21 protein-coding genes and 1 tRNA gene are annotated in these 26051 nt (G+C 69.7%); 14 read left to right on the top strand and 8 right to left on the bottom strand.

Annotated features, from left to right (window positions below):
• Positions 1–10: 10 nt before the first annotated feature.
• Positions 11–688: a Crp/Fnr family transcriptional regulator gene (locus ABD893_RS05135; protein ID WP_345076476.1), complete on the top strand. Its 678-nt coding sequence runs from the start codon at positions 11–13 to the stop codon at positions 686–688.
• A gap of 131 nt (positions 689–819) precedes the next feature.
• On the opposite strand, the gene ABD893_RS05130 is transcribed toward ABD893_RS05135, so the two are convergent.
• The 4 genes from ABD893_RS05130 to ABD893_RS05115 form a co-directional block, all read right to left on the bottom strand.
• Positions 820–1638: an MBL fold metallo-hydrolase gene (locus tag ABD893_RS05130; protein WP_345076475.1), complete on the bottom strand. Its 819-nt coding sequence runs from the start codon at positions 1636–1638 to the stop codon at positions 820–822.
• 10 nt (positions 1639–1648) lie between these two features.
• The gene (locus tag ABD893_RS05125) at positions 1649–2152 is read right to left on the bottom strand and encodes a RidA family protein (RefSeq protein WP_345076474.1); all 504 of its coding nucleotides are present in this window, start codon (positions 2150–2152) and stop codon (positions 1649–1651) included.
• A gap of 4 nt (positions 2153–2156) precedes the next feature.
• Positions 2157–2327 (bottom strand): Sp36 family protein, encoded by a 171-nt coding sequence (gene sp36, locus ABD893_RS05120; RefSeq protein WP_262424549.1) that lies wholly within the window; start codon positions 2325–2327, stop codon positions 2157–2159.
• A gap of 115 nt (positions 2328–2442) precedes the next feature.
• Entirely contained in the window at positions 2443–2745 is a 303-nt protein-coding gene (locus tag ABD893_RS05115; RefSeq protein WP_345076473.1) for a WhiB family transcriptional regulator, read from the bottom strand.
• 298 nt (positions 2746–3043) lie between these two features.
• Between ABD893_RS05115 and ABD893_RS05110 the strand changes: the two genes are divergently transcribed.
• The 6 genes from ABD893_RS05110 (at position 3044) to ABD893_RS05085 (ending at position 10382) form a co-directional block, all read left to right on the top strand.
• Entirely contained in the window at positions 3044–5443 is a 2400-nt protein-coding gene (locus ABD893_RS05110) for a penicillin-binding protein (RefSeq protein WP_345076472.1), read from the top strand.
• Position 5444: 1 nt separating this feature from the next.
• A complete protein-coding gene (locus ABD893_RS05105; RefSeq protein ID WP_345076471.1) occupies positions 5445–6392 on the top strand; it encodes a metallophosphoesterase in 948 nt (315 codons plus the stop codon).
• Between the two features lie 57 nt (positions 6393–6449).
• Positions 6450–6523, top strand: a tRNA-Pro gene (locus ABD893_RS05100).
• A gap of 519 nt (positions 6524–7042) precedes the next feature.
• Entirely contained in the window at positions 7043–8143 is a 1101-nt protein-coding gene (locus ABD893_RS05095) for a C40 family peptidase (RefSeq protein ID WP_345076470.1), read from the top strand.
• Between the two features lie 222 nt (positions 8144–8365).
• A complete protein-coding gene (locus ABD893_RS05090; protein WP_345076469.1) occupies positions 8366–9775 on the top strand; it encodes a beta-N-acetylhexosaminidase in 1410 nt (469 codons plus the stop codon).
• A gap of 1 nt (position 9776) precedes the next feature.
• Positions 9777–10382 (top strand): LytR C-terminal domain-containing protein, encoded by a 606-nt coding sequence (locus ABD893_RS05085; protein ID WP_345076468.1) that lies wholly within the window; start codon positions 9777–9779, stop codon positions 10380–10382.
• 104 nt (positions 10383–10486) lie between these two features.
• Here ABD893_RS05085 and ABD893_RS05080 read toward each other — a convergent pair whose 3' ends face one another.
• Entirely contained in the window at positions 10487–12451 is a 1965-nt protein-coding gene (locus tag ABD893_RS05080) for an Ig-like domain-containing protein (protein WP_345076467.1), read from the bottom strand.
• 76 nt (positions 12452–12527) lie between these two features.
• Here ABD893_RS05080 and ABD893_RS05075 point away from each other — a divergent pair, with 76 nt between their 5' ends.
• Positions 12528–13982, top strand: a complete 1455-nt coding sequence (locus tag ABD893_RS05075; protein WP_345076466.1) for a maltokinase N-terminal cap-like domain-containing protein — start codon at positions 12528–12530, stop codon at positions 13980–13982.
• Here ABD893_RS05075 and ABD893_RS05070 read toward each other — a convergent pair.
• From ABD893_RS05070 to ABD893_RS05060, 3 genes are all read right to left on the bottom strand, one after another.
• Positions 13945–14454: a hypothetical protein gene (locus ABD893_RS05070; RefSeq protein WP_345076465.1), complete on the bottom strand. Its 510-nt coding sequence runs from the start codon at positions 14452–14454 to the stop codon at positions 13945–13947. The two genes, ABD893_RS05075 and ABD893_RS05070, sit on opposite strands and share 38 nt — an antisense overlap.
• Positions 14455–14651: 197 nt before the next feature.
• Positions 14652–18002, bottom strand: a complete 3351-nt coding sequence (locus tag ABD893_RS05065) for an ATP-binding protein (RefSeq protein ID WP_425548357.1) — start codon at positions 18000–18002, stop codon at positions 14652–14654.
• A gap of 71 nt (positions 18003–18073) precedes the next feature.
• Positions 18074–19486: a stealth family protein gene (locus tag ABD893_RS05060; RefSeq protein ID WP_345076463.1), complete on the bottom strand. Its 1413-nt coding sequence runs from the start codon at positions 19484–19486 to the stop codon at positions 18074–18076.
• 294 nt (positions 19487–19780) lie between these two features.
• On the opposite strand from ABD893_RS05060, the gene ABD893_RS05055 reads away from it, so the two are divergent.
• From ABD893_RS05055 to ABD893_RS05030, 6 genes are read left to right on the top strand one after another with little or no spacing between them, the layout of a single operon-like run.
• Positions 19781–21637, top strand: coding sequence for a glycosyltransferase family 2 protein (locus ABD893_RS05055; protein WP_345076462.1), 1857 nt, complete (start codon positions 19781–19783; stop codon positions 21635–21637).
• On the top strand, positions 21613–22914 hold the full coding sequence (locus ABD893_RS05050; RefSeq protein WP_345076461.1) for a CDP-glycerol glycerophosphotransferase family protein: 1302 nt from the start codon (positions 21613–21615) through the stop codon (positions 22912–22914). Before ABD893_RS05055 ends, ABD893_RS05050 begins: the two co-directional genes overlap by 25 nt.
• Positions 22911–23747, top strand: coding sequence for an ABC transporter permease (locus ABD893_RS05045; protein ID WP_345076460.1), 837 nt, complete (start codon positions 22911–22913; stop codon positions 23745–23747). The genes ABD893_RS05050 and ABD893_RS05045 overlap by 4 nt, the downstream gene beginning before the upstream one ends.
• Complete coding sequence (locus tag ABD893_RS05040) at positions 23747–24523, top strand: ABC transporter ATP-binding protein (protein WP_345076459.1); 777 nt, start codon at positions 23747–23749, stop codon at positions 24521–24523. The genes ABD893_RS05045 and ABD893_RS05040 overlap by 1 nt, the downstream gene beginning before the upstream one ends.
• Positions 24524–24580: 57 nt before the next feature.
• Positions 24581–25285 carry an IspD/TarI family cytidylyltransferase gene (locus ABD893_RS05035; RefSeq protein WP_345076458.1) on the top strand — a complete coding sequence of 235 codons (705 nt, stop codon included), beginning with the start codon at positions 24581–24583 and terminating at the stop codon, positions 25283–25285.
• On the top strand, positions 25278–26024 hold the full coding sequence (locus ABD893_RS05030; protein ID WP_345076457.1) for an SDR family NAD(P)-dependent oxidoreductase: 747 nt from the start codon (positions 25278–25280) through the stop codon (positions 26022–26024). Before ABD893_RS05035 ends, ABD893_RS05030 begins: the two co-directional genes overlap by 8 nt.
• Positions 26025–26051 lie beyond the last annotated feature (27 nt).

Genomic DNA, 26051 nt, shown 5'->3' with positions numbered 1-26051 from the left:
AGGAGGTTCCGTGGACGAGAACATCGTACGGTCATCACCGTTGTTCGCTGCGCTCGACGAGGACGGCAAGCAGGCCGTGCTGGCGTCGATGAAGCAGGAGGACTACCACCGCAGCGCCATCATCTTCCGCGAGGGAGATCCGGGCGACCGTCTGTTCATCATCGGTTCGGGCAAGGTGAAGGTGGGTCACGCTTCGGGCGATGGCCGCGAGAACCTGCTCGCAGTGCTCGGCCCGGGCGAGACGCTCGGCGAGCTGTCCCTCTTCGACCCGGCGCCGCGCAACGCGACCGCCACCGTGGTCGCCGAATCGACCCTCTTCTCGCTCTCGCAGCAGGACCTCTACCGGGTCCTCGCCCAGCGGCCGGAGGTTGCCCGTCACCTGCTCGCGTCGCTCGCCCGCCGCCTGCGCAAGACCAACGAGTCGCTCGCCGACCTGGTCTTCGCCGACGTCCCCGGCCGTGTCGCCAAGAACGTCCTCGACCTCGCCCAGCGCTTCGGTCGACAGACGGACGACGGCGTGATGGTCGCCCACGGCCTCACTCAGGAGGAGCTCGCCCAGCTGGTCGGTGCCTCCCGTGAGACGGTCAACAAGGCGCTCGCGGACTTCGCCTCGCGCGGCTGGATCCGCCTCGAGGCCCGCGCAGTCCTCATCTCTGACGTCGAGCGACTGCGCCGCCGCGCCCGCTGAGTCGTCCGAGAACGCACGAGGCCCCTCCGGTCAACTGACCGGAGGGGCCTCGTGCTATCTGCCCGGCGCCCGTCACCGGGCGAGGGCTGCACCGCTGGCGTCTGGCGCTCCCGCAGCAGCTGAGCAGCGGCTCAGTGCCCTTCGGCGAGGTGGTCGAGCGCGGCGCGGAGGTTCCATCGAGCAGCGTTCTGCAATGGCGCGGGAAGCTCCGGGCCGTAGATCACCCGCAGCAGCCGGTCCATGGTCAGCACGCCCGCGGTCCGGGCTCGGCGCACCTGTTCGATGCGCTCCCGCCGGTGGGCGATCGCCTGCTCCAGCGTCTCGAGCACGTCCAGCGGTGAGTCGTAGGAGGGGCCGTGGCCGGGATGGATCGAGCCGATCCGGCCGTCCATCGTCATCGCCCGCAGGATCGCGAGCGACTGGAGATAGTCGGTGAGCGACCCTCCGTCCTCCGGGATGATCACGGTCGAGGAACCGCCCAGCAGGGTGTCACCGCTGAGCAGCCGACCTCCGTCGACCAGCACCCCGACGGAGTCGGAGGTGTGGCCGGGCAGGTGGATCACGTGCCCCACGGTCCCCTGATCGCTCTCGAGGGTGGCGGGGAGCGGGCGCGAGCCGGGCACCGCGGACTGATCCGCGGCCCAGAGCGGCACCTCCCGTCCGCTGCGGGCCGCCAGCTGCCGGGCCAGGGTGGCGGCGCCAGCAGTGTGGTCCTGATGCCGATGGGTCACCAGCACCCCCTGCGGGCGTGCTTCCCCGCAGTGCAGCAGGAGCTCGGCGAGATGCTCGGGATCCTTCGGACCGGGATCGACGATCCAGACCTGATCCCCGTCGCGCACCAGATAGCTGTTGGTGCCGGCCAAGGTCATCGGCCCCGGGTTATCGGCGCGGAGGGCGACCAGCTCGACCGCGGGGGCCGACGGGTCCCGCAGCGGGACGTGCTCGCTCACGGCGCGTCGATCAGGCGCTCGGGCGGGCCGGGCCGTCGAGCTCCACGAAGAGGTCGAGCTCGACCGGTGCATCCATCGGGAGCACCGCGACGCCGACGGCGGCGCGGGCGTGCTGGCCGGCCTCGCCGAAGATCTCGCCGAGCAGGGTGCTCGCCCCGTTGATCACCGCGGGCTGGGCGGTGAAGGAAGGGTCCGAGGCGACATAGCCGGTCAGCTTGACCACGCGGACGATGCGGTCCAGGTCCCCTACGAGCGCTTCGATCGCCGCCAGGGCGTTGAGGCAGCAGGTGGCGGCGAGCTCGGAGGCCTGTTCCGCAGTGACTGCTGCGCCGACCTTCCCGGTCAGCGGCAGCGTCCCGTCGACGAAGGGCAGCTGCCCGGAGGTGTGCACGTGGTTCCCGCTCGCCACAGCCGGGACATAGGCGGCCACCGGTGCGGCGACGGAGGGCAGGGACAGCCCGAGCTCATCGAGCCGGGCACGGATCCGGGCGCTGGGACCCGAGGCGACCATCATCGGCTCAGCCCTCGCCCAGCGGACGCTTGAGGTAGGCGACCAGGTTCTCCGGGTTGGGGCCGGGCACGACCTGGACCAGCTCCCACCCTTCCTCGCCGTAGTTGTCGAGGATCTGCTTGGTCGCGTGGATCAGCAGCGGGACGGTCAGGTACTCCCAGCGGGTGTATGTGCTCATGGCGCGAGCCTACCGGTGGCGGCGCGGCAACGAGGCGAGCCTTCGGTCCCGAGCGCGGCCGGCGACGTCCGGTATCGCCGGCGGACCTCTGCCGGGCCCGTCCGCGGCCCGCTGTTCAGCCGCCGACCGCCTGCCGTTCGGCCCGACGCAGCGCCTCCGACCAGTCGCGCACATCGGGATGGCGGCGGAGCATGCGCCGGCGCTCGCGTTCCGTCATCCCTCCCCACACTCCGAAGTCGACGCGGTTGTCCAGCGCGTCGGCCAGACACTCGGTGCGCACCGGGCACGCGCCGCAGGCGGTCTTGACCGCATGCTGCTCGGCCCCCTGGACGAAGAACCCGTCAGGATCCATGCTCACGCAGGCACCCCGTGTCGCCCAACTTGAGTCTTCCGTGATCGGCGTTGCCGCGATTGTCATCCTCGTCCCCTTCCCAGGTCCCGAATCGACGTTGATTCGTACATGTGCCCAACTGTATGGAGACCGTCGCCACATGGCAAAACCCGAAATGTTCCGAACCCCGAACTTTGAATCGTGGTACACGGCGGGGATCGGCCGCAGATCACCGCCGGATCCGTGCGGGACCGCTGCCAGATCGGTCCTCGCAGCACCCCCGCCGGGGCCGCGCAGGTCTCAGGCGTGCATCGGGTTCGTGAAGATCCGGCACGCGTGGCATGCCTCATGGCCCCGGCCCCGGGCCGCCCCGTACTGTGTGACCATGCCCCGCACCACGCCTGCGTCCGCGTCCGGACGTTCCCTTCCCGTTGCTCTGCTGCAGACCGTCTACCTGCTGCTGGGGATGCTTGCCGTCTCCGCACTCGCCGGCGTGCTGCTGGCCGCCTTCCTGCTGCCAGCGGTCTCCGCGGGTTCGGCCGTCGCCAAGGACGGGGTGGACCTGTTCGAGTCCTATCCGACCGAGCTCGAGGTCGAGCCGCTGAACGAGGCCAGCCGCATCGAAGCGGCCGACGGGTCTCTGCTGGCCACGTTCTACACCGAGAACCGCATCATGGTGCCGCTCGAGGAGATCTCGCCGCATATGCAGCACGCGGTGGTGGCGGTCGAGGACCGTCGCTTCTTCGAGCACGGCGGCGTGGACCCCAAGGGCATGTTCCGCGCCTTCGCCTCGAACGCGGCCGGCGGGGCCACCCAGGGCGGCTCGACCCTCACCCAGCAGTATGTGAAGAATGCACTGCTGATGGATGCTGTCCAGCGGGGCGACCAGGAGGATATCGCGGAAGCCACCGAGACGACCTATGGCCGCAAGCTCCGAGAGGCGAAGCTCGCGCTGTCGCTCGAGAAGCAGTGGTCCAAGGAGCAGATCCTCAACGCCTACCTGAACGTGGCGCAGTTCGGCCCTTCCCAGTACGGGGTCGAGACCGGCTCCCGGCACTACTTCTCGAAGAACGCCAAGGACCTCAACCCGGGTGAGGCCGCGCTGCTGGCCGGCATCACCAACGGCCCCAACCAGTACGACCCCGTCGCCCACCCCGAAGCCGGCCAGAAGCGTCGCAACGAGGTGCTCGGCGATATGCGTCGCGAGGGGTACATCTCCGATGAGGAGTACGAGCAGTACACCGCCCAGCCTGTCGCTGAGATGCTGAAGATCCAGAACGTCCGGGCAGGGTGCGCCGATGCGGGCACCAGCGGCTTCTTCTGCGACTACGTGACCCGTTCGCTGCTGAACGATCCGACCTTCGCCCCCTCCTACGAGGAGCGGCGCAAGCTGCTCTACGGCGGCGGCCTCACGATCCGCACCACCCTGGATCCCAGCACTCAGGCAGCGGCCTCCGAGATCCTGCAGCGCAAGGTTCCCGCCGACGCCCAGCACGGCTTCGGCCACTCGATCGTGACCGTCGAACCGGGCACCGGGAACATCCTCACGATGGCGGAGAACCGCTCCTTCAACCCCTACCAGGAGGTGGGGCCGGGCGAGACCGCGATCAACTACAACGTCCCTCACACCCTCGGGGGCGGCAACGGGTTCCCCGTCGGCTCGACCTTCAAGCCCTTTGTGCTCCAGCAGTGGCTCGAGAGCGACCGCTCCATCTATGACCGGGTCAGCACCAAGCGCGAGCCGATCACCTACGCCCCGGCAAAGTGCCTCGGGGGCGGGGCCTGGCGCGAGAGCAAGGGCTGGAACCCGGACAACGCGGTCTCCGTGCGGATCGCCCCCATGGAGACGGTCCTGAACTCGACCAAGTTCTCGATCAACACCAGCTACACGGACATGGCCAGCCAGCTGGACCTGTGCGAGATCGCCAATACGGCGCGCAACATCGGCGTGGTCCCGGCGCGGTTCGACCCGTACGACGCCTCCACCTGGGAGATGCCGATCGAGGACATGTACGGCACCACCCTGGCACCCGCAGCGCTGGTTCTCGGCGAGCTGAACATCTCCGCCCTCGACATGGCCGGCGCCTATGCGACCTACGCCGCGGGCGGCACCTACTGCAAGCCCCAGTCGATCACCGAGGTCACCGACCGCAACGGCGATCCGATGGAGATCTCCGGCGCCGAGTGCCACCAGGCGGTCGAGAAGGAGGTCGCCGACACGATGGCGTGGACCCTCCAGCAGGACCTCGAGGATCCGCGGGCCACCGGCAAGGGCAAGATCATCGACGGGCATCCCGCCGGCGGCAAGACTGGCACCTCGGATCGCCAGTTCCACACCTGGTACGTCGGCTTCACCCGCCAGATGTCCACGGCGGTCTGGTTCGGGCATCCGCAGGCGAACATCCGTCCGGGCGGCTTCGATGTCGACGGCCAGATGCTCCGCAGCGGCAGCGTCTGGGGCAACACGGTCTCCCTGCCCACCTGGCAGGAGTACATGAACCGCGTGCACCAGGGACTGCCCAGCGAGCCGTTCCCGGCCGCGCCGCAGCCGCCATCGAAGCCCACTTCCGACGTCGTCCAGAAGGGCGTGGTGCCTGACGTCTCGGGCATGGTGCTCAGCCAGGCGCAGGCCACGGTGCAGTCCGCCGGCTACAAGGCCGAGGTGCGCAACGAGTCCAGCTCGGACGTCGGCAAGTGGTACGTGATCGGCACCGACCCCGCCCCCGGCACCAGGCTGCCCGAGGGCGAGACCGTGGTCATCCGCCAGTCCTCCGGTGAGGGCTGAGATGCGGCTGCATCCCACCGCCGGCAGGACCCTCGGGGCCGTGGGGCTGCTGGGCCTGGGGGCTGGAGCGGCGGCGCATGTGTGGGCTCGCCACATCGAGATCCACCGGTACACGCTGCGCGAGCTCGAGCTGCGGATACTCCCCCCGGGCACGCGCACCATCAGGGTGCTCCACATCAGCGACATCCACCTGCTGCCTGATCAGCAGCGCAAGCTGAACTTCCTCGAATACCTGGGAATGCTCCGCCCGCACCTCGTGATCAACACCGGGGACAACATCGCCTCCGCCGCGGCGGTGCCGGTGCTGGCCGAGGCGCTCGAGCCGCTGCTGCAGCGGCCCGGCGCCTTCGTGATGGGCTCCAACGACATGTTCGAGCCCGCTCCGAAGAACCCCGCCCGATACCTGCTGCCGGACCCGCGCCCAGAGGGCATGACCGCGCCCAAGGAGCTGACGCTGCCCACCGGCGAGCTCGCACGGAGGCTCTCCGAGCACGGCTGGAAGGACCTCACCAACACTCGCGCGAGCATCGAGCTCGGCGGGCTCGAGGTACGCCTGGCAGGCGTCGACGACCCGCACCTCGAACGCGACGAGATGCCGGCCCCGGCTGCCGTCCCGCCGCCGCTGCCCGCGCACGGCAACGTGCTCCGCCTGGGGGTCGCGCACGCGCCCTACCGCAGGGTGCTGGACTCCTTCGTGGCCGACGACGCGGACCTGATCCTGGCCGGGCACACCCACGGCGGGCAGCTGCGGCTGCCGGGCATCGGCGCTCTGGTGACCAACTGCGATCTCCCGCGCCAGCAGGCGCGCGGTCTGTCCACCTGGCAGGGCGTGCCGCTGCATGTCAGCGCCGGCATGGGCGCGAGCCCCTACTCGAACTACCGGTTCCTGACCCCTCCGGAGGCGACCTTGCTCACGTTGCGCGCCCCGAAGCCTGGTCCGGGGAAGTGAGCGCGCTCGAGGCCTGCTAAAGTTTCTCCTCGGTGCTCCACTTCGGTGCGGCACCTCCGGGGTGTGGCGCAGCTTGGTAGCGCGCCTCGTTCGGGACGAGGAGGTCGCAGGTTCAAATCCTGTCACCCCGACCGGAGAGAAGGGCCGTGAGATCGAAAGATCTCACGGCCCTTCTCGTCATCTTGGCATGGGCCAGCTCCCGCATTCATGAAACAACTCCACACCACTCTTCACCCATTCCCAAACGGACATTAAGGACATATTGATCACGGCCTGGCCTGCGCCTTCACGACCCCCTTGCACCCGGCCCCGAATTCGCACCCCCTCGCCGCGCGAACAACAACCGCGTAATTACCACAGTGAAATATCTATTCCCGACGGGAACACGGGGCAATATTAAGGTTTTTAGCAAAATCTTGGCAAAAACGTTGTGGGTGGCAGGCACACCCCCCTGTAGCTCGTGCCTGACCTGCCCATACAGTGGCGGATGGTGCCGCCCTGGTCGGGTGGCGCTCACCGGGCTGCCGCCTTCCCGTCACCGGCCCGGTCGCTTCCTCCACTTCCCTGGGTGACGGGTGCAGACCTCGCGCGCGCCGTCCACGTCGCCGCGCGGACCCTCTGCAGGGCGACGGAGAAAGTGATCGCCTACGATGTTCCGCACAATTCCACGAGGCACGCACCGGGCCGCCGGCCGAGCCGTGATCGACTACCGAGGCCTCGCCGCCCCGGTGGGTCGGGGCGTCGGAGGTGCTGCCGTGATCGGCGCCGTCTCCGCGACCGCCGCACTCGCCGGCGGAGCCGCGGCCACCGCCCAGGCACCGGCCGCTCCCACCTTCGGGACCGTGCGTGGGGCCGCCCCGAGCGTCGCCCCCGCCTCCCAGTCGCAGTACACCTCGGTGAAGCTGCGCCTCGGTGCCCGCGGGGCAGCGGTGACCTACCTCCAGCAGCAGCTGAACTCCCACGGCGCCTCGATCTCGGCCGACGGCGTCTTCGGCGCCGCGACCCTGCGTGCCGTCAAGAGCCAGCAGTCCGGTGCCGGAATCGGCGTGGACGGGGTCGTCGGCCCCATGACCTGGAGCTCGCTGACCGGTGCCGCGGCGGCGGCGCCGTCGAAGCCGGCCACCGGCGGCACTCAGCCCAAGCTCCGTTCCGGTGACCGCGGCGCGGCCGTGACCACCCTGCAGAACCAGCTTCGTTCCGCCGGCGCGTCCATCAAGGCCGACGGTGTGTTCGGATCTGCCACCCGCTCGGCGGTGCGCTCGCTGCAGTCCTCCGCCGGGATCGGCGTGGACGGTGTGGTCGGACCGAAGACCTGGAGCGCGCTGGGCAGCAATGTCCGCATCTCCGACAACGCCGGCAGCCGCGACGAGGACCGCGGCTCCACCAGCGGCACCTCGATCAACGGCCAGGCCGTGATCAATGCGGCCCGGGCCCAGATCGGGACCCGGTACAAGTGGGGCGGCTCCTCGCCTGCCAGCGGCTTCGACTGCTCGGGGCTGGTCTACCACGCCTACAACCAGGCCGGGGTGAACCTGCCGCGCAAGACGGCGAAGGGCTACACCTTCGGCGGCCGGATCATCTCGCAGTCCGAGGCCAAGCCGGGCGACCTCGTCGCCTTCACCGGCAACGACTACGGCCACATGGGCGTCTATGTGGGCAACGGGAAGATCATCGACGCCTCCGGCTCACGCCAGCAGGTCGTCGAGCGCTCCATCTGGAACGCACCGCACGTGTTCGTCACCTACCGCTGAGCATCCGCTCAGTCGGCAGCAGACGGAGATAAGGCCACGCCGGCCTGCTCGACGCGAGAGCGTCCTCGGGAAGGAGCAGGGCGACGTGAGGGGCCCGGTCGGCATCGCCGACCGGGCCCCTTCGCATCTGCCGGGTCCGCATCTGCAGGGTGGCTCCGTGAGCCAGGTCTCCGTGGCAAACTGGTGGAGATCACGATCGCTGTCGTCGTTCCAGGAGAATCCATGTCGGACCCCATCGCCCTCGTCCCCCTGCCCCAGTCCGTCGTGTGGTCGGAGGGTGTGTGGACGACGAACGACCCCTGGGAGGGACTGTCCGTCGGGCTGAACGACTCCCTGCCGCCCACGGAGTACGCACTGTCGATCTCCCCCGCCGGCGCCGCGCTCAGCGCCGGCAGCGAGGCCGCATTGGCTGACGGCCGCAACACCTTCGCCCAGATCGTCACCGGCGCGGGCGGAGAGATCCCCTGCGTGACGATCTCCGATCGCCCGAAGTACGCCTGGCGAGGCCTCCATCTCGACGTGGCCCGGCATTTCCTTCCGGTGGAGGAGATCGAGACGTTCATCGATGCGATGGCGCTGCACCGTCTGAACGTGCTGCACCTCCACCTCACCGACGACCAGGGATGGCGCGTCGAGATCAAGGGTTACCCGCGCCTCACCGAGGTCGGGAGCTGGCGGGAGCAGACCCTGATCGGGTCGATGGAGACCCCCGAGGAGACGTGGACCTTCGACGGGACCCGTCACGGCGGCCACTACACCCAGGACGAGCTCACGGGCCTGGTCGACTACGCACGACGCCGCGGCATCATGATCGTCCCCGAGGTGGATCTGCCCGGGCACATGCAGGCCGCGATCGCCGCCTACCCCGAGCTCGGGAACTTTCCCGAGCAGCAGGTCGGAGTACGTGAGGTGTGGGGCATCTCCGATCACGTGCTCGGGGTCTCCGACACCGTCTTCGACTTCCTGCGCGATGTGCTGACCCAGGTCGCGGAGATCTTCCCCGCTCCCTACCTGCACATCGGCGGTGACGAGTGCCGGCGGGTGGAGTGGGAGCGCTCCTCCGCCGCCCGTGCCCGTCTCAACGAGTGGGGCCTGACCCGGATCTCCGAGATCCAGGGGCACTTCACCCAGTTCGCCTCCGAGGTGCTGCGTGAGCAGGGCAAGCGGGTGATCGCCTGGGATGAGGTGCTCGAGACCCACCTGCCCGATGACACCATCATCATGAACTGGCGTGACAGCGCCGGGGTGAAGACCTCGGTGGACCGCGGGTTCCAGACCATCATCTCCACCCACGATCAGACCTATCTGAACTACTACCAGGCTGATCCGAAGGACGAGCCGGTGGCGCTGGGCCGCCCGAACACGCTCAAGGACGTGTACACCGCACGGCTCGAGCCGGCCAAGCTCCCGGAGGAGAAGCGGGCGCTGCTGCTCGGCATCCAGGCCCAGCTCTGGTCCGAGTACCTGCCCGATCCCGCGAGCTTCCAGTACATGGCCTTCCCTCGCCTGTGCGCACTCGCCGAGCGTGCCTGGGGCTCCCCCGAGCAGAGCTGGGAGGAGTTCGAGGAGCGTCTGCGCGCGCATCTGCCCCGCCTGGACGCCTTCGGCATCCGTTACCGTCCGCTGGACTGAGATGAGCTCCTCCCACCACGACGCGCACCCGTACGGCCGGTCCGCCGATGACGTCCGCCGCCGGGATCAGCGTCTCCGCCGCACCCGGAGGATGCGCGCGACCCAGCTGACGATCTTCTCCCTCCTCGCCGTGGTGCTGATCGGGATCGGGGTCTATGCCGTCGGCGAGCTGCGGGAGCCGGCCACAGAGCCAGGGGTGATCGCCCCGAAATCCTTCGGGCCGGATGCTGTCGCCCTGACCTGCCCGGAGCCCGGAGCCGTTCCGCTGCCGCCTGCAGAGGTCACGGTGACGGTACTGAACGGGACCACCCGCGGTGGGCTGGCCGGGGAGGTCTCGGAGGATCTCGCCGCCCGCGGCTACGCGCTCGAGAGCCCCGGCAACACGCGCAAGGCCAGCGGTCCCGCCACGATCGTCCACGGCCCCGAGGGGTATCTCGCGGCGCAGTCGCTGCGGGTCCAGGTCCAGGGATCCCAGCTGACACTGGACGACGCCCGTGAGGGTGCTTCGGTGGATCTCCTGATCGGGGACGGTTTCGTCGGCCTCGAGGACGAGGCTGCGGCGGCGACAGCGCTTGAGCAGCCGGTGGAGGTTCCGGAGGGCTGCTGAGCAGCTCTCGCGCAGGCTGCGCCGGGTCAGACTTCACCCGGCGCAGCCTGCGCTGAGCCAGAGTTCACCCGGCGCAGCCTGCGCTGGGTCAGGCGTCCCCCGGGTCAGTCCTCCCAGGCGCGACGGTCGGACTCCATGCGGATGCCGATCCACAGGCTGACGCCACCACCGAAGATCAGCAGCATCACGACGGTGCCGAACACTGCCGCGGTGCTCGGGGAGGAGGGCATCAGGCCGATCAGCAGACTGTTGATGCCGCTGACCTCCGACCCTGCCGCATTCGCGGCCGTGAGATCCGGATCCACATCGAGCACCAGATTCGCCCGCACCGGGATTCCGGCGCTGTCGACCACATGGTAGGTGACCACCGAGGTGCGGCCGGTGAACCCCTCCTCGGGCACGAAGGTCACCGCACCGTTGCCCGCGACGGTGTACTCGCCCTCGCCAGGGATCAGCAGCCGTGTGCCGCGGCCGTCCTCGAGCTGCGAGAGGTTCGTGGCCGCGAGCGAACTGATCTGGACGGAGTCCGGCTCCAGGGGCTGCGCGCCGCTGCCTGCGGTGTCGTTGCCCAGCACATCGACGGTGATCGGTGAGTCGGGAGCTGTGCGCGCCTCGTCATCTCGCAGGGTGGCGATGACCGGGGAGACGATCACCTCGAGAGTGGCAGCGACGGGATTGTCTGCGTAAACGCCTCGGGCAATGATGTCCACCGGAGTCGCGGCCCCGGTGAATCCCTCCTGAGGGGTCATCAGCACGGTGCTGGCGGCGAGGTCGATCTGCCAGATCCCCTGCCCGGGGATGGTGAGCGTCGTGCCGTCTGCCGAGACCTGGGCCCGCTCGGGGATCAGCGCGGGGTCGAACCGCAGGGAGTCGGAGCGGACGTCCCGGATGCCGCTGCCGAGATCGAAGCTGATCGGCTCCCCCGGCACGCCGGCCTCGGAGCGCGACATCAGGATCGGATAGGCGGTGCTGAGCAGCGCGGTCGCGGCGGTGGCGCCTTCGCCGTCACCGCCGGTGATTCCCATCGGTGCGGTCTCGCGCACCTCCGCGCTCTCCGGCGAGAAGCGCACCGTGGCGGCGTCGCGGTCCAGCACCCAGGTCCCCTCTCCCGGCACCACCACCTGCGTGCCATCCGCTGAGGCTCCGTACGAGGCGGGGTCGCCGAGCGGCTGCAGGCGCAGGGTCTCCGGGTCCACGAACTGCTGCCCCTCGCCCACCACGAACAGGATGTCCTCCCCGTAGGGCGCGGACCAGTCGAGGTCGGAGATGATCGGCACCGTGAGCGCCACCTGCCCCGCTCGCTCCGCCGCTCCTTCGTCATCCTCGACGACGAAGCGGATGGGATTGAGCTGGCGTCCGATGCCGATCCCGGACGGAGTGTGGGTCAGCGCGGTGCCGTCCGCCGAGAGCTGCCAGACGCCCTGGTCGGGAACGGTGGCCCGGCTGCCATCGGACAGCACCGTGGAACCGGCGGGGAGCCCGGCCAGCTCGAGCCGCACGGATCCGTCGGCCGGAACGGACCCCTCGATATCGATCCGGATCGGCGTCTCCGCCGACCCATGCGCCGCGACCTCCTCGAGCTCGAGCGCCTCCGGGGTGAGCACCACCGGGAGCGAGCGGCTGTCGTGGAGGCCGCCGACGGTCAGCGCGATCGGGGTGGTCGGTACGTCGGCCCCCGTCTGCGGTCGGAACACCAGGTCATCACCGAGCAGGGACCAGGTGCCCTCTCCTACGATCACGATGCTCCGGGAGTCCTCTCCCAGAGCCATCTGAGCGCGCGTCCCCTCGTCGGCCTCCGGAGGGAGGGCCAGGCGTGCCGATCCGAGGGAGACCTCGGACTCGAGACCATCCTCGATCAGCGCGATCAACGGGATCCGGGTCACCGCACCGGGGACCATGTTCAGCGTGGTGGTCTCTGCCGGGAAGGGGAACGGGCCATCTTCCCCCAGGGCGGCTGCCGGCAGCGCCATCGACAGGGCGAGCATCCCGGCGGCGCACAGCGCGGAGATGCGCGCGACCAGGATCCCCTGATGCGCGCGCGAGGGGCGACGCGACGACGACTCAGGCACCGACCCAGGGTAGCAACGCCCGCCGGGAACCCGGTGATCCCGCGCGGTGGCAGGCCCGCAACCGTAGAGTGAGCGCATGGATGAGACGCACCCCTCCGCCTCCCCTGCGTTGCTCGACGTCTCCGCGCTGCCTCCCATGGGCGAGGTGCTCGAGCAGCTCACCGAGCAGCTGGCGGCCTGGATGCCCGACCAGCGCTGGTACGCGCACAAGGGCGCCGGGCTTCCCCAGGTCACGATCCGCGGATGGGCCCCGTTGCGCGTGGCACCGGACCATGTGGTGGTGCTGGCTGCGGTCGCGGTCTCCCTCCCCCGCGGCGCCGAAGCCCTCTACCAGGTCCCGCTGGTGCTGCGGCGGCCCGAGGCTCCGGCCGGGGCGCGGGACGAGGGGTCCGAGATCGGAGTGCTCGCGGTGCCCGGCGGGCCGCTGCGGGTGGACGACGCCGCCCGGGATGCCGACGGTCGCGCGGCGATCATCGCGACCCTGGTCTCCGGAGAGGGCGCGCTCGGCCCCTCGCTGAGCCTCGCCTCCCATCGCGCCGCCCCCGACGCGCCGCTCCCGCTGGGTCGCGCGATGAGCAGCCGGCTGCTCTCCGGAGAGCAGTCCAACACCTCGCTCATCGTCGAGACGGAGGGCGCCTCCCCGCTGATCCTCAAGCTGTTCCGGGTCCTCCAGGACGGGCAGAATCCCGACGTGGTGCTCCAGGGCGCCCTGACGGCTGCAGGCAGCCGACGGGTGCCGGCGATGGTGGGCTCCGCAACGATGGCGGTAGGAGAGCTGCGCACGCACTCTCTGTTCGCCCAGGAGTTCCTGCCCGGGGTGGAGGATGCCTGGCGGGTGGCGCTGCGCCTGGCGGCCAGCGGAGAGGACTTCCGGGAGGCCGCCCACCAGCTGGGCGCCACCGTGGCGGAGGTGCACCGGGATCTCTCCGCCTCGTTCGGCGCCACTGCCGCCGACGCGGACCGGGTGCAGGAGACCATCGCGCAGATGCGGACGCGGCTGTCCGAGATCGCCGCCGAAGTCCCCCAGGTGGCCACCCACCAGGAGCGGATCGAGAGCCTGCTGGACGCCGCCGCCGACGTGCGCTGGCCCGCGTTGCAGCGCATCCACGGCGACCTGCACCTGGGACAGGTGCTGCTGGTGCCCGACCGGGGCTGGGTGCTGGTGGATTTCGAGGGCGAGCCGCTGCGCCCGCTCGCCCTGCGCAGCCTTCCCGATTCCCCGCTGCGGGATGTGGCAGGGATGCTGCGCAGCATCGACTACGTGAAGGGCGCGGTGCGCGCCGAGTCCGGCACGGATGCCTCCGCCTGGGCGGCCGCCGCCCGCACCGCCTTCCTCGAGGGCTACACGCGAGCCGCGGGCTGGGACGATGCGGAGCCCGCGGCAGGGGTGCTGCTGGCCGCCTTCGAGGCGGACAAGGCCGTCTATGAGGCGCTCTACGAAGCGCGGAACCGCCCCGACTGGCTGCCGATCCCGCTGGCGGCGCTCGAGCGGCTCAGCGCACCAGGCGCGGAGGCGGGGTCAGCGGGCTGAGTGCCGTGGCGGGGCTGGTGGTCGCCCTCGGGGTCAGGGAGCCGGGCAGGAAGGGTGCGCTGATCGCCCGCACCGCGACCCGGACCCCCACGATCACCTCGAGCAGATCCCCGGTCGCGCTGGTCCAGGTGCGTCCGATGACACCAGAGTCCTGCTGCTCGGAGCGCCGAAGCAGGCCGCGGGACTCGGCGAATGCGTCAGCGGCATCCAGCAGCGCAGCGGTGGCGTCCATGGAGTCCTCCGGCAGGCCGGAGCTGGCCAGCAGAGCGCTGACGTGGCAGAGGGTCTGGAGGCCATGCCAGGAGTCCCCGGAGGAGCGGTCCCGCTGGGGGCGGTGATCCACGAAGCTGACCAGGCCCGGCTGCTGCTCGAGCACTGCCGTGGTGACCTGGCCGAGCAGCTCACGGATCCGCCCGTGGGTCTCGTCCTGGCCGGGAATCGAGTCGGAGGGGTGCGCCGGGAGGGCTGACATCGATGTCCCTTCCCTGTCGTGCCGTTTCAGCGACGACATGCCGCTGCACCGCCGGACTGGAACGGTTGGCGACCAGGGTACCGATTCGGGGCGTCGCTGCCGATGGGGAGAACTCCCCATGCACCCCGATGCTGCTCAGTGGTACGGAGCTGTTCTATCGAACGGAGCGCCGCGCCTGCTCCGCCCCGCCCCGACCCTTACTCGGAGACCGGCACGAACTCCACCGGCGCCACGGAGGAGTAGCGGTCCTGACGGATGGACACCACACCCACTCCGCCGATGAACGGTGCGAGGGCCTGCGGGTTCTTGCCCGGGTTCGCGAGGATCACCTGGAATCCGAAGTGACGGAAGGACTCCATCGCCGCCGTGATGAACTTGCCGGCGCCCTTGGAGAAGGCCTCGTCGATGATGATCGGGGCATAGCGCGGCGCTTCCTGCCCGGTACCTGCCAGCTGGTAGCGCAGCGCCGCCGCCAGGCAGAAGGTCGCCAGCCTCTCGTTCTGTCCGCCGGAGAGCGGGCCGCCGGATTCGTGGGCGTGGACCACCGTGCCCTCGGCGTCGACCTCCTCGGCGTGGAAGTGCACATGCCGGCGCACATCGAGGATCACCCGGGAGACCTGGTCGTCGCGGGTGCGGGCCGAGCCGATCATGTCCATCAGGTGCCGCAGCGAGAGGAAGCGCTCCTCGGCCAGCTCACGATCACGGGAGATGTCGTGCAGCGCGGAGCCGGCCACGGCCTCCTCGAGCGCGCGCTTGAACTCGTCCAGCGCCGCCAGGTGGACGGGGCGCATCGACAGCTGCAGGTAGCGGCCGGAGTGGAACTCCACCTGCGAGAGCAGGGCGTTGATCCGCTGCAGGCGCTTGCGGATCTCCGCCGGCTCTCGGGCGATCGCGGTGGCGAGGGCCTGCACGTCACCGAGGGTGTTGCCGGTGAAGAACTCGAAGAAGCGGTCCTCGACCTCGGGCAGCTTCTCCTCCTCGATCCGCTGCAGGATCGCGAGGTAGTCGTCAGCCCCCTCGAGCGTGGGTGCGGTGTCTCCGGCGCGGGCTGGCCAGCGGCGGGAGAACTCGCGCATCGCGGTGCGCATGTCCTCCTCGGCGCGGGAGGTGCGGCGGGTGAGGTCCATCAGCTCCGCGTCCAGGGTCGCGGAGGCGTCCTTGGTGACCTGGTCGATCGTGGACAGCACCAGGGTGGGCGCGATCGCGGCGAAGCGCTCTGCCAGCTCCTGCTCGACCTCGGGATCCAGCGCGGATCCGGCAACCCGTTCACGCGCCGTGGCGAGACGCTCATCAGCCCGTTCTGCCTGCTCGGCGAGCTTGCCGGCGGAGCGCACCACTTCCAGCAGCTCCTCGTCGCTGTCCTTGATGGACTGTTCGACCTCGTCGATCTGGTGGGCCAGCTGGGTGAGGGCAGAGGAGCCGTCCTCGGCGGCGCGCACCATGTCACGGAGGTTCGCGACCCGCCGGGCGACCGACGCTGCGTCGATGTCATCCCAGGTGACGGCGCTGATCAGCTGGAGCGCGTAGAGACGCTCCTGGCGCCGCTCCCGATCGCCCTCGACATCCTTGCGGCGGGCCTGGGCCTCGAAGAGCGCCTGTTCGGCCCGGGTGCGCTCGGACTCGAAGACCGCGCGCTTGGCGCGGTTGTCGAAGCCGAGGACCCACTGGGAGCGGTCGTTGATCTGCCGGTCGGCGTTCTTCTCGTGCCGGGTGGAGGAATGCTTGATCTGTCCCGAGCGGAGCACCGCCCGGTTCAGCCGGGTGAACTCCTCGAGGGTCTCCGCGCAGGTGTAGTCCATGCGGGAGGCGATCTCATGGGACAGCCACACATGGAACTCACCGTCCTTGACGTCGAGCTTCGCGGCGAGGGAGCGCTCGTCGATGTTCTTCGCCGGGCGGCGCAGGTCGGTGTTGACCCGGTTGTAGGAGATCCGACGGCGCAGCTTCGTGCGGTCGATGACCGTGGCGACCTCGCGGTACACCCGGTCCGGGACCAGGATGGAGCGGGCCAGGCCCCGCAGCGCCTGCTCGGCCGCGGCGGTCCATTCCTCCTCGCCGGTGCGCACCTGCAGCAGTTCGGCGGCGAAGGGCAGCTCGGCGGGTGAGATGCCCACTTCGGCGGCGATGTGGTCACGCAGGGCCACGTCCTCGGAGTGGAGGTTCGAGGCGCGGGAGGTGAGGGAGGTGAGCTCCTCGCGGGTGCGGGCGAGGGTCTGCCCCAGCTCGCGGACGGCCGCCTCCGCCTCCCAGCGGGCCGCGTCGGCGCCCTTCTCCTCGGTCTCGAGGCTCTCGCGCAGCGCCAGGACCTCGCGCTGCAGGGCCAGGAACATGTCCTCTCCCGCCGGGGTGCGCAGCTCGACGGTCGCCAGCTGGGCGGCGAACTCGGTGCCCCGCTCGCGGCGCCGTTCGCGCTCGACCTCGAGGCCCGCGATCTGCTGCTTCCAGTCATCGATCTCGCCGCCGCCGGCGCGCTTGCGCTGCTCCTTGAGCTGGGCGAGGTCGGAGCGGGCTTCAGCGACGTCCTGGCCGAGGCGGCGCTGCTGCGCGGCGAGCCGGTCGCGCTCGAGCTGGAGCCGGTCGGTCTCGTCCCCGAGCAGGCGCACGAGGTGCTGGGCGGCGAAGACGTCGATATCGGCGCGGCGGTCCACCAGCTCTCCACCCCGCGAGCGCATCGCGGTCCAGTTCTCGTGGTTCCCGCGCAGCCCGCGCAGCAGGTCCCGCTGCTCTCTGGCGGTCACCAGCGCCTCGTACACCTCGGAGAGGTTGTGGAAGTTCGCGAGCGCCTGATCGGCGAGCTCGAAGGTGCGGGGGGCGTCGAGCATGTAGTCACGCAGCAGCCCGTTGACGTCGCCGAGCTCCTTGGCGGACTGGATCTTGTGCAGCAGGCCCAGCGCCTTCTCGTCCGGGATCCCCAGCAGCTGGCTGAAGGCGGCGCGGTACTCGCGGAACTGGCGGAAGGTCTGAGTGCCGGGGTGCGCGGCCTCGAGCGCCTTGCCCTCGATCTGGGTGGAGACGAACTGGCGCAGATCGGTGACGTCCAGCGGGGTCCGCGCGATGACGTAGAGGCTCTTGACGTCGGAGTCCGCGGAGTGCCCGGCGTGCAGCAGGAGCAGGCGCGAGAGCTGGACGATGCCGCCCTTGCCATCGCTGTAGCGCAGGGTGAGCACCGACAGGGTGGTCTTCTCCCGCAGCACCTCCTGGCTGAACTCTCCGGTGGACTGGTCGTAGTGCATCGCCCAGGCACCGCGCACATAGCTGGCCACGGTGCGGCGGTACTTGGAGCGCTGCGGCCCGGCATCGGAGGCCGCGGCGTTGAACTGCAGGGTGCGGGGCGGGGTCAGCAGCGCGCTGATCGCATCCAGCAGGGTCGACTTCCCGGTACCGGGGCCGCCGGTGAGGAAGTAGCCCTTGGGCGAGATCTTCAGATCGTGCGTGCCGTGGAAGGTGCCCCAGTTGGAGACCTGCACGGCGATCAGCCGCCACTGCCCTGGATGGGGGTGGTCGGGGTCGGTGTGCTTCTGATCGGTGGGCATGCTGGTCTCAGGCATGCCCGGAAGATCGAGGGTCTCGGCTGCGGCAGTCACTACAGCAGGGTACCGAGTCGCCGTGGCCTACGCAGTCACGACCGCTGCTCCGGCCGTTCCCAGGGTGCCGGCGTCGGCAGATATCGACGCAGATGGGTGGACAGCTCGTGCCGCGTCGCCGCGCTCGCCGGGGCCTGCTCCTGGTTCAGGCAGAACGTGTCGTAGCGCCGCAGGGACTCCAGGGCGTCGAGAGTCTGACCCACCTGAGGCGATGCCAGGTTCACGTACAGATAGTTGGGCTGAGCGGGCACGGCCCGCCTGAGTGCATAGGCGTACCAGTGATGGAGCGACGAGGCGAGAGAGAGATCGGTCGCGGAGCGGAACAGCGCGCTGCGGGTGGCGGCGACCTCCGCAGGATGCTCAGCCTCGATCTGCTCCGCGACTGCACGCTGCTGAGGGTGCACGGTGTGGCGCAGCTTCGTGCGCACCTCGAGGTCGAAGCGGGCAGAGATCAGATCCCGTCCGTTCTTGGCTGCGGCCATGAGAGGCAGGTCCTCCCCCGTCGCGGGGCCGGGATCGATCGGGAGGTCAGAGGGGAAGAACCGAGAGATGCCCGGGGCTGCGAAGAAGTCTTCGGGATAGGCGATGCGCCCGAAGAACACGTCATCGTTGAGGTACAGGTAATGCTCGGCGAGACCCGGGATCCGATGCAGGGCCGACTCGATCGCATGAGAGTTGAAGCGGCTTCCTCCGAGCAGCGTCTGATGATCCACGACGTTGATCAACGGATGGCCCGGGACCAGCCAGTGCGGCAGCTGCCCGTCGGTGACGAGGTGGATGCGTCGTACCCAGCTGGCATAGCGATGCACCGATCTGAGCGAGTAGCGGAGCTCCTCGGAATCCAGATAACGGCTCTCATCGACTGCCGAGTCGTGGGCGCGGGCACCCGCCGAGCCCTGCGCCCGCAGCGCCGCATCCCGCCGCTCGCGCCATCGTGGATCAGCTCCGTCCACCCAGGTGTAGACCAGGTCTATCGGCATGGAGGGTGCCGGCGCGCTCAGCAGGCGCCCCTCGGTGTGGAGGCTCCGCATCGACTGGGCGTCCCAGTCCTCGGCGTCGACCCGGGCGAACGTGCCCACCGCATCGCCCAGGTACTGGCCGCCGTCATGACGGAGCACGTCCAGGACCACCTCGAGATCCGGTATCTGAGGGAGAGGGCGCCCGCCTGCGGCAAGTCGGGGCCGCGCGGTGATCCGGCGCGGATGCCGTTCCTCCCGGATCTCCCAGTGCGCCGGGAGCTGGGAGAGCGACTGCAGCACGGCGGATGCGTCCTGATCGCGCACAGCCAGGCGCCAGGGATGGCGAGCCACCGGCGGAGCGAGGATGCACGCCGCCGGCACCACCGCTGTCAGCACCGCGTCGAGCGCCCGCTGCCGCTCCGCATGGAGATCATCGTCCTCGAGATTCCATGCCTGGCGCGGCCGGCCGAGCCGAAGCCCGGTCCACACGTTTCCTGGCTCCGGCGCGGGCAGAAGCGGGCGCCCCGCCAGGCTCAACTGGCGGAACGTCTCTCCTCTGCGCACTCTGGCGGCGATGCGTCGGGTCGTGCCCATGGTGATCGAGTCTACGGCGACACGCCTCACCCGCGGTCAACGTCCCGTTCACCAGCTGTTCATTTTGGTACATTTCCCAGACTTGCCGCTTCGAGATCACTCTCGAGGGCACCACTGCCATCCGGCCCGACAGTCCGCCGCGCCGATGCTGAGAGCACTTTTCCTGCAGCCGAGGGAGCACGTCGAGCAATGTCGATGCGCACCAACTGGCGACTCACAAGTCTGGTCGCCCAGGAACCTTCACCGGTCCGTGACCGCGAGGCACTGTCCGAACCGTCGTCCCGCGCGCCCCAGGCCGAGGTTCCGGCGTCGCTGGTCCTGGGCACCTGGAGAGCCTCCGCCTCCACTCCCTCCGACGCTGCCCTCTGGGAGCAGGCTCTGCCCGCGTCGGTCTGGCGGACCGTGCTCGGCGATGCGGTGGTGACCCTCGAGTTCGAGGGCGGTCCGGCGACCCTGTGGGCAGCTCGTTCCGGGCGGCGCTGGCCGCTCGCCGTCGACCTCGCCGGCAGACACCAGCTGCGGCTCTCCGCGCGAGGACCGCAATGGCTCTGGGTCGAGGGGCCGATCCGCTCCGTCACCTGGAGCGTGGAGCGCGAGATCGAGCTGCCACCGGTCTCCGTGGTGATGCCGACCCGCGGCCGAGAGCAGGATGCGGTCATACAGGCCGAGCGGTTCGCCCGGATGGACTGTGTGCACGAGGTCATCGTCGTCGATCAGGGCCGCACCCTCGAGCAGCTGCCCGCTTTCGCCCGGCTGCTCGCCGAGCGGCCGGAGATCCGGCTGATCACGCAGCCGAACCTCGGCGGTTCCGGCGGCTATGCCCGCGGGATGCTCGAGGCCGCCGCCTCTCCCGGACACGCAGTGCTCTTCTCCGATGACGATGCGGTGCTGTCCGCGGAGTCTCTGCGCCGCATGGTCACCTTCCAAGCTCTGTGCAGCACCCCCACGATCCTGGGCACCCCGCTGTTCTCCTCCGAGCAGCCGGACCGGCTGATCGCCCTGTCGGAGGCGGTGCGCGGCGGCGACTTCCAGTGGCACGCGACGGACGGCGTCCGTCGGCCGGTCGAGCTGGCGGGCACCACCCCCGAGCAGTGGAGCTTCCTGCGTGCCTCCGGCGAGGCCAACTACACGGGGTGGTGGGCGACGTTGTTCCCGCCCGGCACCGCAGCGGAGCTGGGCCTGCCTGCCCCCTACTTCCTGAAGTGGGACGACGCCGAGTACGGGCTGCGGGCCACCGAGCACGGATACCGCCACGTGGTGCTGCCCGGGACCAGCGTCCATCACCCGCCATGGACCATGTACCGCACCCAGATGACCTGGACCGCACGGGTGCTGCACCGCAACCGCCTCGCCACCGCCGCCGCGCACGGCTCCGGCCGGGGCGTGATCTCCTCGTCGCTGCTGCACCAGGGCAAGCACATCCTCTCCGGGCTGTACCTGACCACCGCGCTCTGGGACCACGGCATCGACTCCTTCCTCTCCGGCCCCGAGTCCTGGCTGGGGCGGGACCTCGCCCGGGCCCGGGCCGACGGCGGCGCAGTGATCGCCGACTGGACCGCGCAGGAGGGAGCCGGCTGGACGGCGCAGGAGGGCGTCGACTGGGCTGCGACGTCGGGTGGCGAACCCGCGGCCGAGGCCCTCGGCATCACCCGTCACCGCCCGTTGCCGCTGCTGCCCGCCCTCACCCGTGCGACGCTGCGCCTGCTGCGTCCGGACCGGTCGCCGCGCCTGGTGATGGGGGTGCGGGAGGATCGACTGAGCTGGCGCACCGTCCTGGGCGCCGACGCGATCGTGGTCACCGACGCCACCGGCCGGGCCCTGATGACCCACCCGGTGCGCGGTTCGACGGGCCGCCGCCTCCTGCGCCGCACCGCGGCGCGCCACCTCCGGATGGCGCTGCGCTGGGGTTCGCTGCGTCGCAGCTATCACCGCGCACTCCCCCTGACCACCACCACCCATGCCTGGTCGCAGCTGTTCGACCGCATCGACCCGACCACCTCGCCCCGCGAAAGGAGCAGGACGTGCAACCTCGAGAGAACACCCTGAACCGTCGACTGCGCAGCGTGGGCGGGCGTCTCCTGCGCCGCTACCGCCTGCTGCCCGGAGGGATGCCCGACGGTCTCGGCGACGACGAGGACCTCCAGGACCAGGCCCTGTACGGCGACGTCATCGTCTACTTCGCCGACACCATGGAGAGCATGTACCAGATGCGCGGCTGGTACGGCCCGCTCAAGGCGCTCCATGCGGAGCTGGGCGTGACCGTCGTGTGCATGGATTCCCGGGTCGCGGAGGTGCTGCGGGACGAGATGGACATGCCGGTGGTGACGGTCGCCCTGGATGCCACCCTCGACGGGCTGATCACCCGCAGCGGCACCAAGCTGATCCTGTACGTGAACTACAACCCGCTGAACACCGCGCCGCTCCGCTCCCGCTCCGTCATCCACGTCTCTCTGCTGCATGGGGACTCGGACAAGGGCGTCTCGGTGTCCAACCAGGTCAAGGCGTACGACTACTCGTTCGTGGCCGGACAGGCGGCGATCGACCGCTATGCGCGGTACACCTCCCTGTTCGACGCCGCCTCCCGCTGCCTCCCCGTCGGCCGCCCGGCTCTGGACACCGACCTGGAGCAGGTGACCCTCCCGGAGCGCCAGGATGAACGGCCGACGGTGCTCTATGCGCCCACCTGGGAGGGCGGGCAGGCCGCTGTCGCCTACAGCTCGCTGCGCACCCACGCCGAGGCGCTGCTGCGCTCCGTGCAGGATGCGGGGGCCCGGATCATCTATCGTCCCCATCCGCTGACCGGGGTGCGGGTGCCGGAGTTCGGCGCGGCGGACCGCGCAGTGCGGGAGCTGCTCGCCGAAGGCGGGCACACCCTCTCTGACGACCGCCCGCTGTCGCTCGACGTCGCCGAGGCGGATCTGCTGATCTGCGACGTCTCCGCCGTCGCGAACGACTGGCTCGCCACCGGCAAGCCGCTGCTCATCACCACCCCCGCCGAAGGAACTGCTCAGGAGGCCGGTACCCGGATGCTCGATGTGCTCCCCCGCCTCACCGTCCAGGAGGCGCCCCTCGCCGGGCAGCTCGTCCTGGAGGCGATCTCGCACGACCCCGGCCGCGAGGAGCGGCTGCAGCTGCGCGAGTACTACCTCGGGGACACCACCCCCGGCGCGTCCCTCGCCCGCTTCCTCACCACCTGCAGCGAGCTGGCGATCCAGCGTGACGCGCAGTGGGCGCGGATCGCCCAGCTCTCCCCGAGCGCTCCGCACTCCCGCTCGCCGAGTCCCAGCTCGCCCGCGCCGAGCAGTCGGGCGACGACGCCATGAGCCGCCCCGTCCCCTACACCGCCGGGGTCCGCACCTCGACCATGCACACCCTCCGGGAGCTGATGCGCACCCGGAAGATCCTCGCGGTGCTGATCCGTCGAGATCTCAAGCTGCGCTACGCCGATTCGATGCTCGGCTACGTCTGGACCGTGCTCGAACCGCTGATGATGGGTTCGATCTACTGGTTCGTCTTCACGGTGATCTTCCATCGCACCGTCGGCGCTGAGCCGTACATCATCTTCCTGCTCTCCGGGCTGCTGCCGTTCATGTGGTTCACCAACGGGATCAACGAGGGCATCCAGTCCCTGGCCTCCCAGCGGCGGCTGATCGCCTCGACCTCCCTGCCGCGCCAGATCTGGGTGCTGCGCAGCACCGGCGCGAAGTCCGTGGAGTTCCTGCTGTCGATCCCGGTGCTCGCCCTCTTCGCGCTGTTCTATCGGCCGCAGTTCGATCTGCAGCTGGTGCTCTTCCCCGTCGGCTTCCTGATCCAGCTGATGCTGCTGCTCGGGCTGGCGCTCCTGTTCTCCCCGATCACGATGCTGGTGCGCGACGTGGAGCCGCTCATCCGGGTGGCCACCCGCGCACTGTTCTATGCCTCCCCGATCATCTACAGCCTGAACGACGTGGTGGTCACGTCGCTGCCGCCGGTGGTCGTCGGGCTCTACAAGTTCAATCCGCTCACCGGGATCCTGGAGTGCTATCGCGCCGGCTTCTTCCCCGGTCCGGTGCACTGGGACGCGATCCTCGCGGCCGCCGCCATCTCCGCCGCCATCCTGGCGATCGGCTGGACGGTGTTCGGTCGCATGGAGCGTCAGGTGCTGAAAGAGGTCTGATGAACGACACGAACATCCTCCCCGCAGCGGACTCCGCTGCTCCCGACCCTGCCCTCCCCGTGATCTCCCTGGACGGCGTGGGCGTCGAGTTCTCCCGCAAGCGTCGCGATCTGAGCCTGCGCTCGATGCTGTTCCGCCGCGACAAGGGGCCCGACGGCGACGCCTTCTGGGGGCTGAAGGACATTTCTTTCGAGGTCGCTCAGGGCGAGGCGGTCGGAGTGGTGGGCCGCAACGGGCAGGGCAAGTCCACGTTGCTGAAGGTCGTGGCGGGGGTGCTGCTGCCCGACGCGGGCCGGGTCTCGGTGACCGGCGGCGTGGCACCGCTGATCGAGATCACCGGCGGCTTCGCGCCGGACCTCACCGGTCGGGAGAACATCCATCTCGCCGCCGGCCTGCACGGCATGCCGAAGGAGAAGATCGCTGCGAAGTTCGACGAGATCGTCGACTTCGCAGAGATGGAGAAGTTCCTGGACACCCCGTTCCGGCACTTCTCCTCCGGGATGAAGGTACGGCTCGCCTTCTCCGTGATCTCGCAGCTCGACGAGCCGATCATCCTGGTGGACGAGGTGCTCGCGGTCGGCGACAAGGCGTTCCGCACCAAGTGCTACACGCGGATCGAGGAGCTGCTGGCCGCGCACCGCACCCTCTTCCTGGTCTCGCACAAGGACAACGACCTGCGTCGCTTCTGCACCCGCGGGCTCTACCTGCGCCAGGGCGAGCTGGTCGAGGATGCACCGATCCGGGAGGTGCTCGCCGCCTATGGGAAGGAATCCTGACTCCGTGAGGAGACGAACGAGCAGACGCGCGATGAAGCACGCAGAGAGGAGACCCCGATGACGACCACCGCTGCGACGTTCTCGCTGATCCTGCTCAACGGCGGGGTGGGAGCCCGAGTCGGGGCGGGGCAGCCCAAGCAGCTGCTCAAGCTCCGCGGCATCCCGATCCTCGTCTACACCTTGATCACGGCGGATCGCCTGTCACAGGTGGGACAGATCGTGGTGAACTTCCCCGAGGGCTGGCAGCAGGAGATCCAGGAGGTGCTCGACGCCTACGCGATCTCGACCCCGATCACCCTGGTGCCGGGTGCCCCGACCCGCCACTCCTCGGTGCGGGAGATGCTCCCCCACTGCGAGTACGACCAGGTGCTCCTGCATGAGTCCGCCCGCCCGCTGGCCACCGCCGCGGACTTCACCCGACTGATCGACTCCCCCTTCGAGAACGTCGCACTGATGTCGCCGATCCCCTTCACCGTCGCGCCCGTCGATCCCGAGACCCACCGGGTCACCGGTTCGCTGGATCGGGCCCGACTGCGCAATGTGCAGCTGCCCCAGAAGTTCCGGCGCTCCGATCTGGTCGCCGCGCACGAGAAGGCTCTGGCCGAGGGCTTCGAGTACACGGAGGATGCGACCCTGGTCGCCGATGCCGGCTTCCCGGTGCACTTCCTGGACGGCAACGACACCAACCTCAAGGTGACCTCCCCGACTGACGTCCGCATGGCCACCGTGCTGCTGCAGGGAGAGAGGGAACGAGATGTCTGAGCAGACCACCGCACACGGTGCGCAGCCAGAGCATCCCGGCCGCACTGCCCTGATCACCGGCGCTTCCCGCGGGATCGGGCTGGCGACCGCCCGTCGGCTCGCGCAGGAATCAGACATCTCCACGATCATCCTGGTCTCCCGCAGCGCCGAGGACCTCGACCAGGCCGTAGGGCAGCTGAGCGAGGAGGGTGATGGCAGCACCCGCTTCGTGCCCTGTGTGCTCGACGTCGGCGACCGCTCCGCCCTCAAACGCTCCGCGAAGCGGCTCTTCGACGAGGTGGGGCCCATCCAGCTGCTGGTGAACAACGCCGGCTACACCAACCCGGTGCCGCTGCAGCAGGTCACGATGCCGGACTTCGAACGCACCATGGAGGTCAACCTCTATGCACCCTTCCTGCTGGTGAAGACCCTCCTGAACCGCGGCAACGTGTTCGATCTGATCGTGAACGTCGCGTCCACCGCAGGGGTCACCGGACGGTCGGGCTGGCTGACCTACTCGGCCTCGAAGTCGGCGCTGATCACCATGAGCGAGGTGATGCGGGAGGAGCTCTCGATCTACGGCACCCGGGTCGCGTGCATCTCCCCCGGCCGCACCGCGACCGCGCTGCGGCGGGTGCTCGCCCCGGACGAGGACCCGAGCACGATCATGCAGCCCGAGCATGTCGCCGAGGTGATCGGCGCGCTGACCTCTCCCGTCGGCGCGTACATCGATTCGGAGAACATCATCGTGCGGCAGTGAGGCGGCGGGGCGCTCGGCCCCGGCCCA

The organism is Brachybacterium paraconglomeratum, assembly GCF_039541415.1.
In the GTDB taxonomy this organism is placed as follows: Bacteria; Actinomycetota; Actinomycetes; order Actinomycetales; family Dermabacteraceae; genus Brachybacterium; species Brachybacterium paraconglomeratum_A.
Note: the sequence above shows the minus strand (reverse complement) of the source record. Positions and strands in the feature narration are given on the sequence as shown.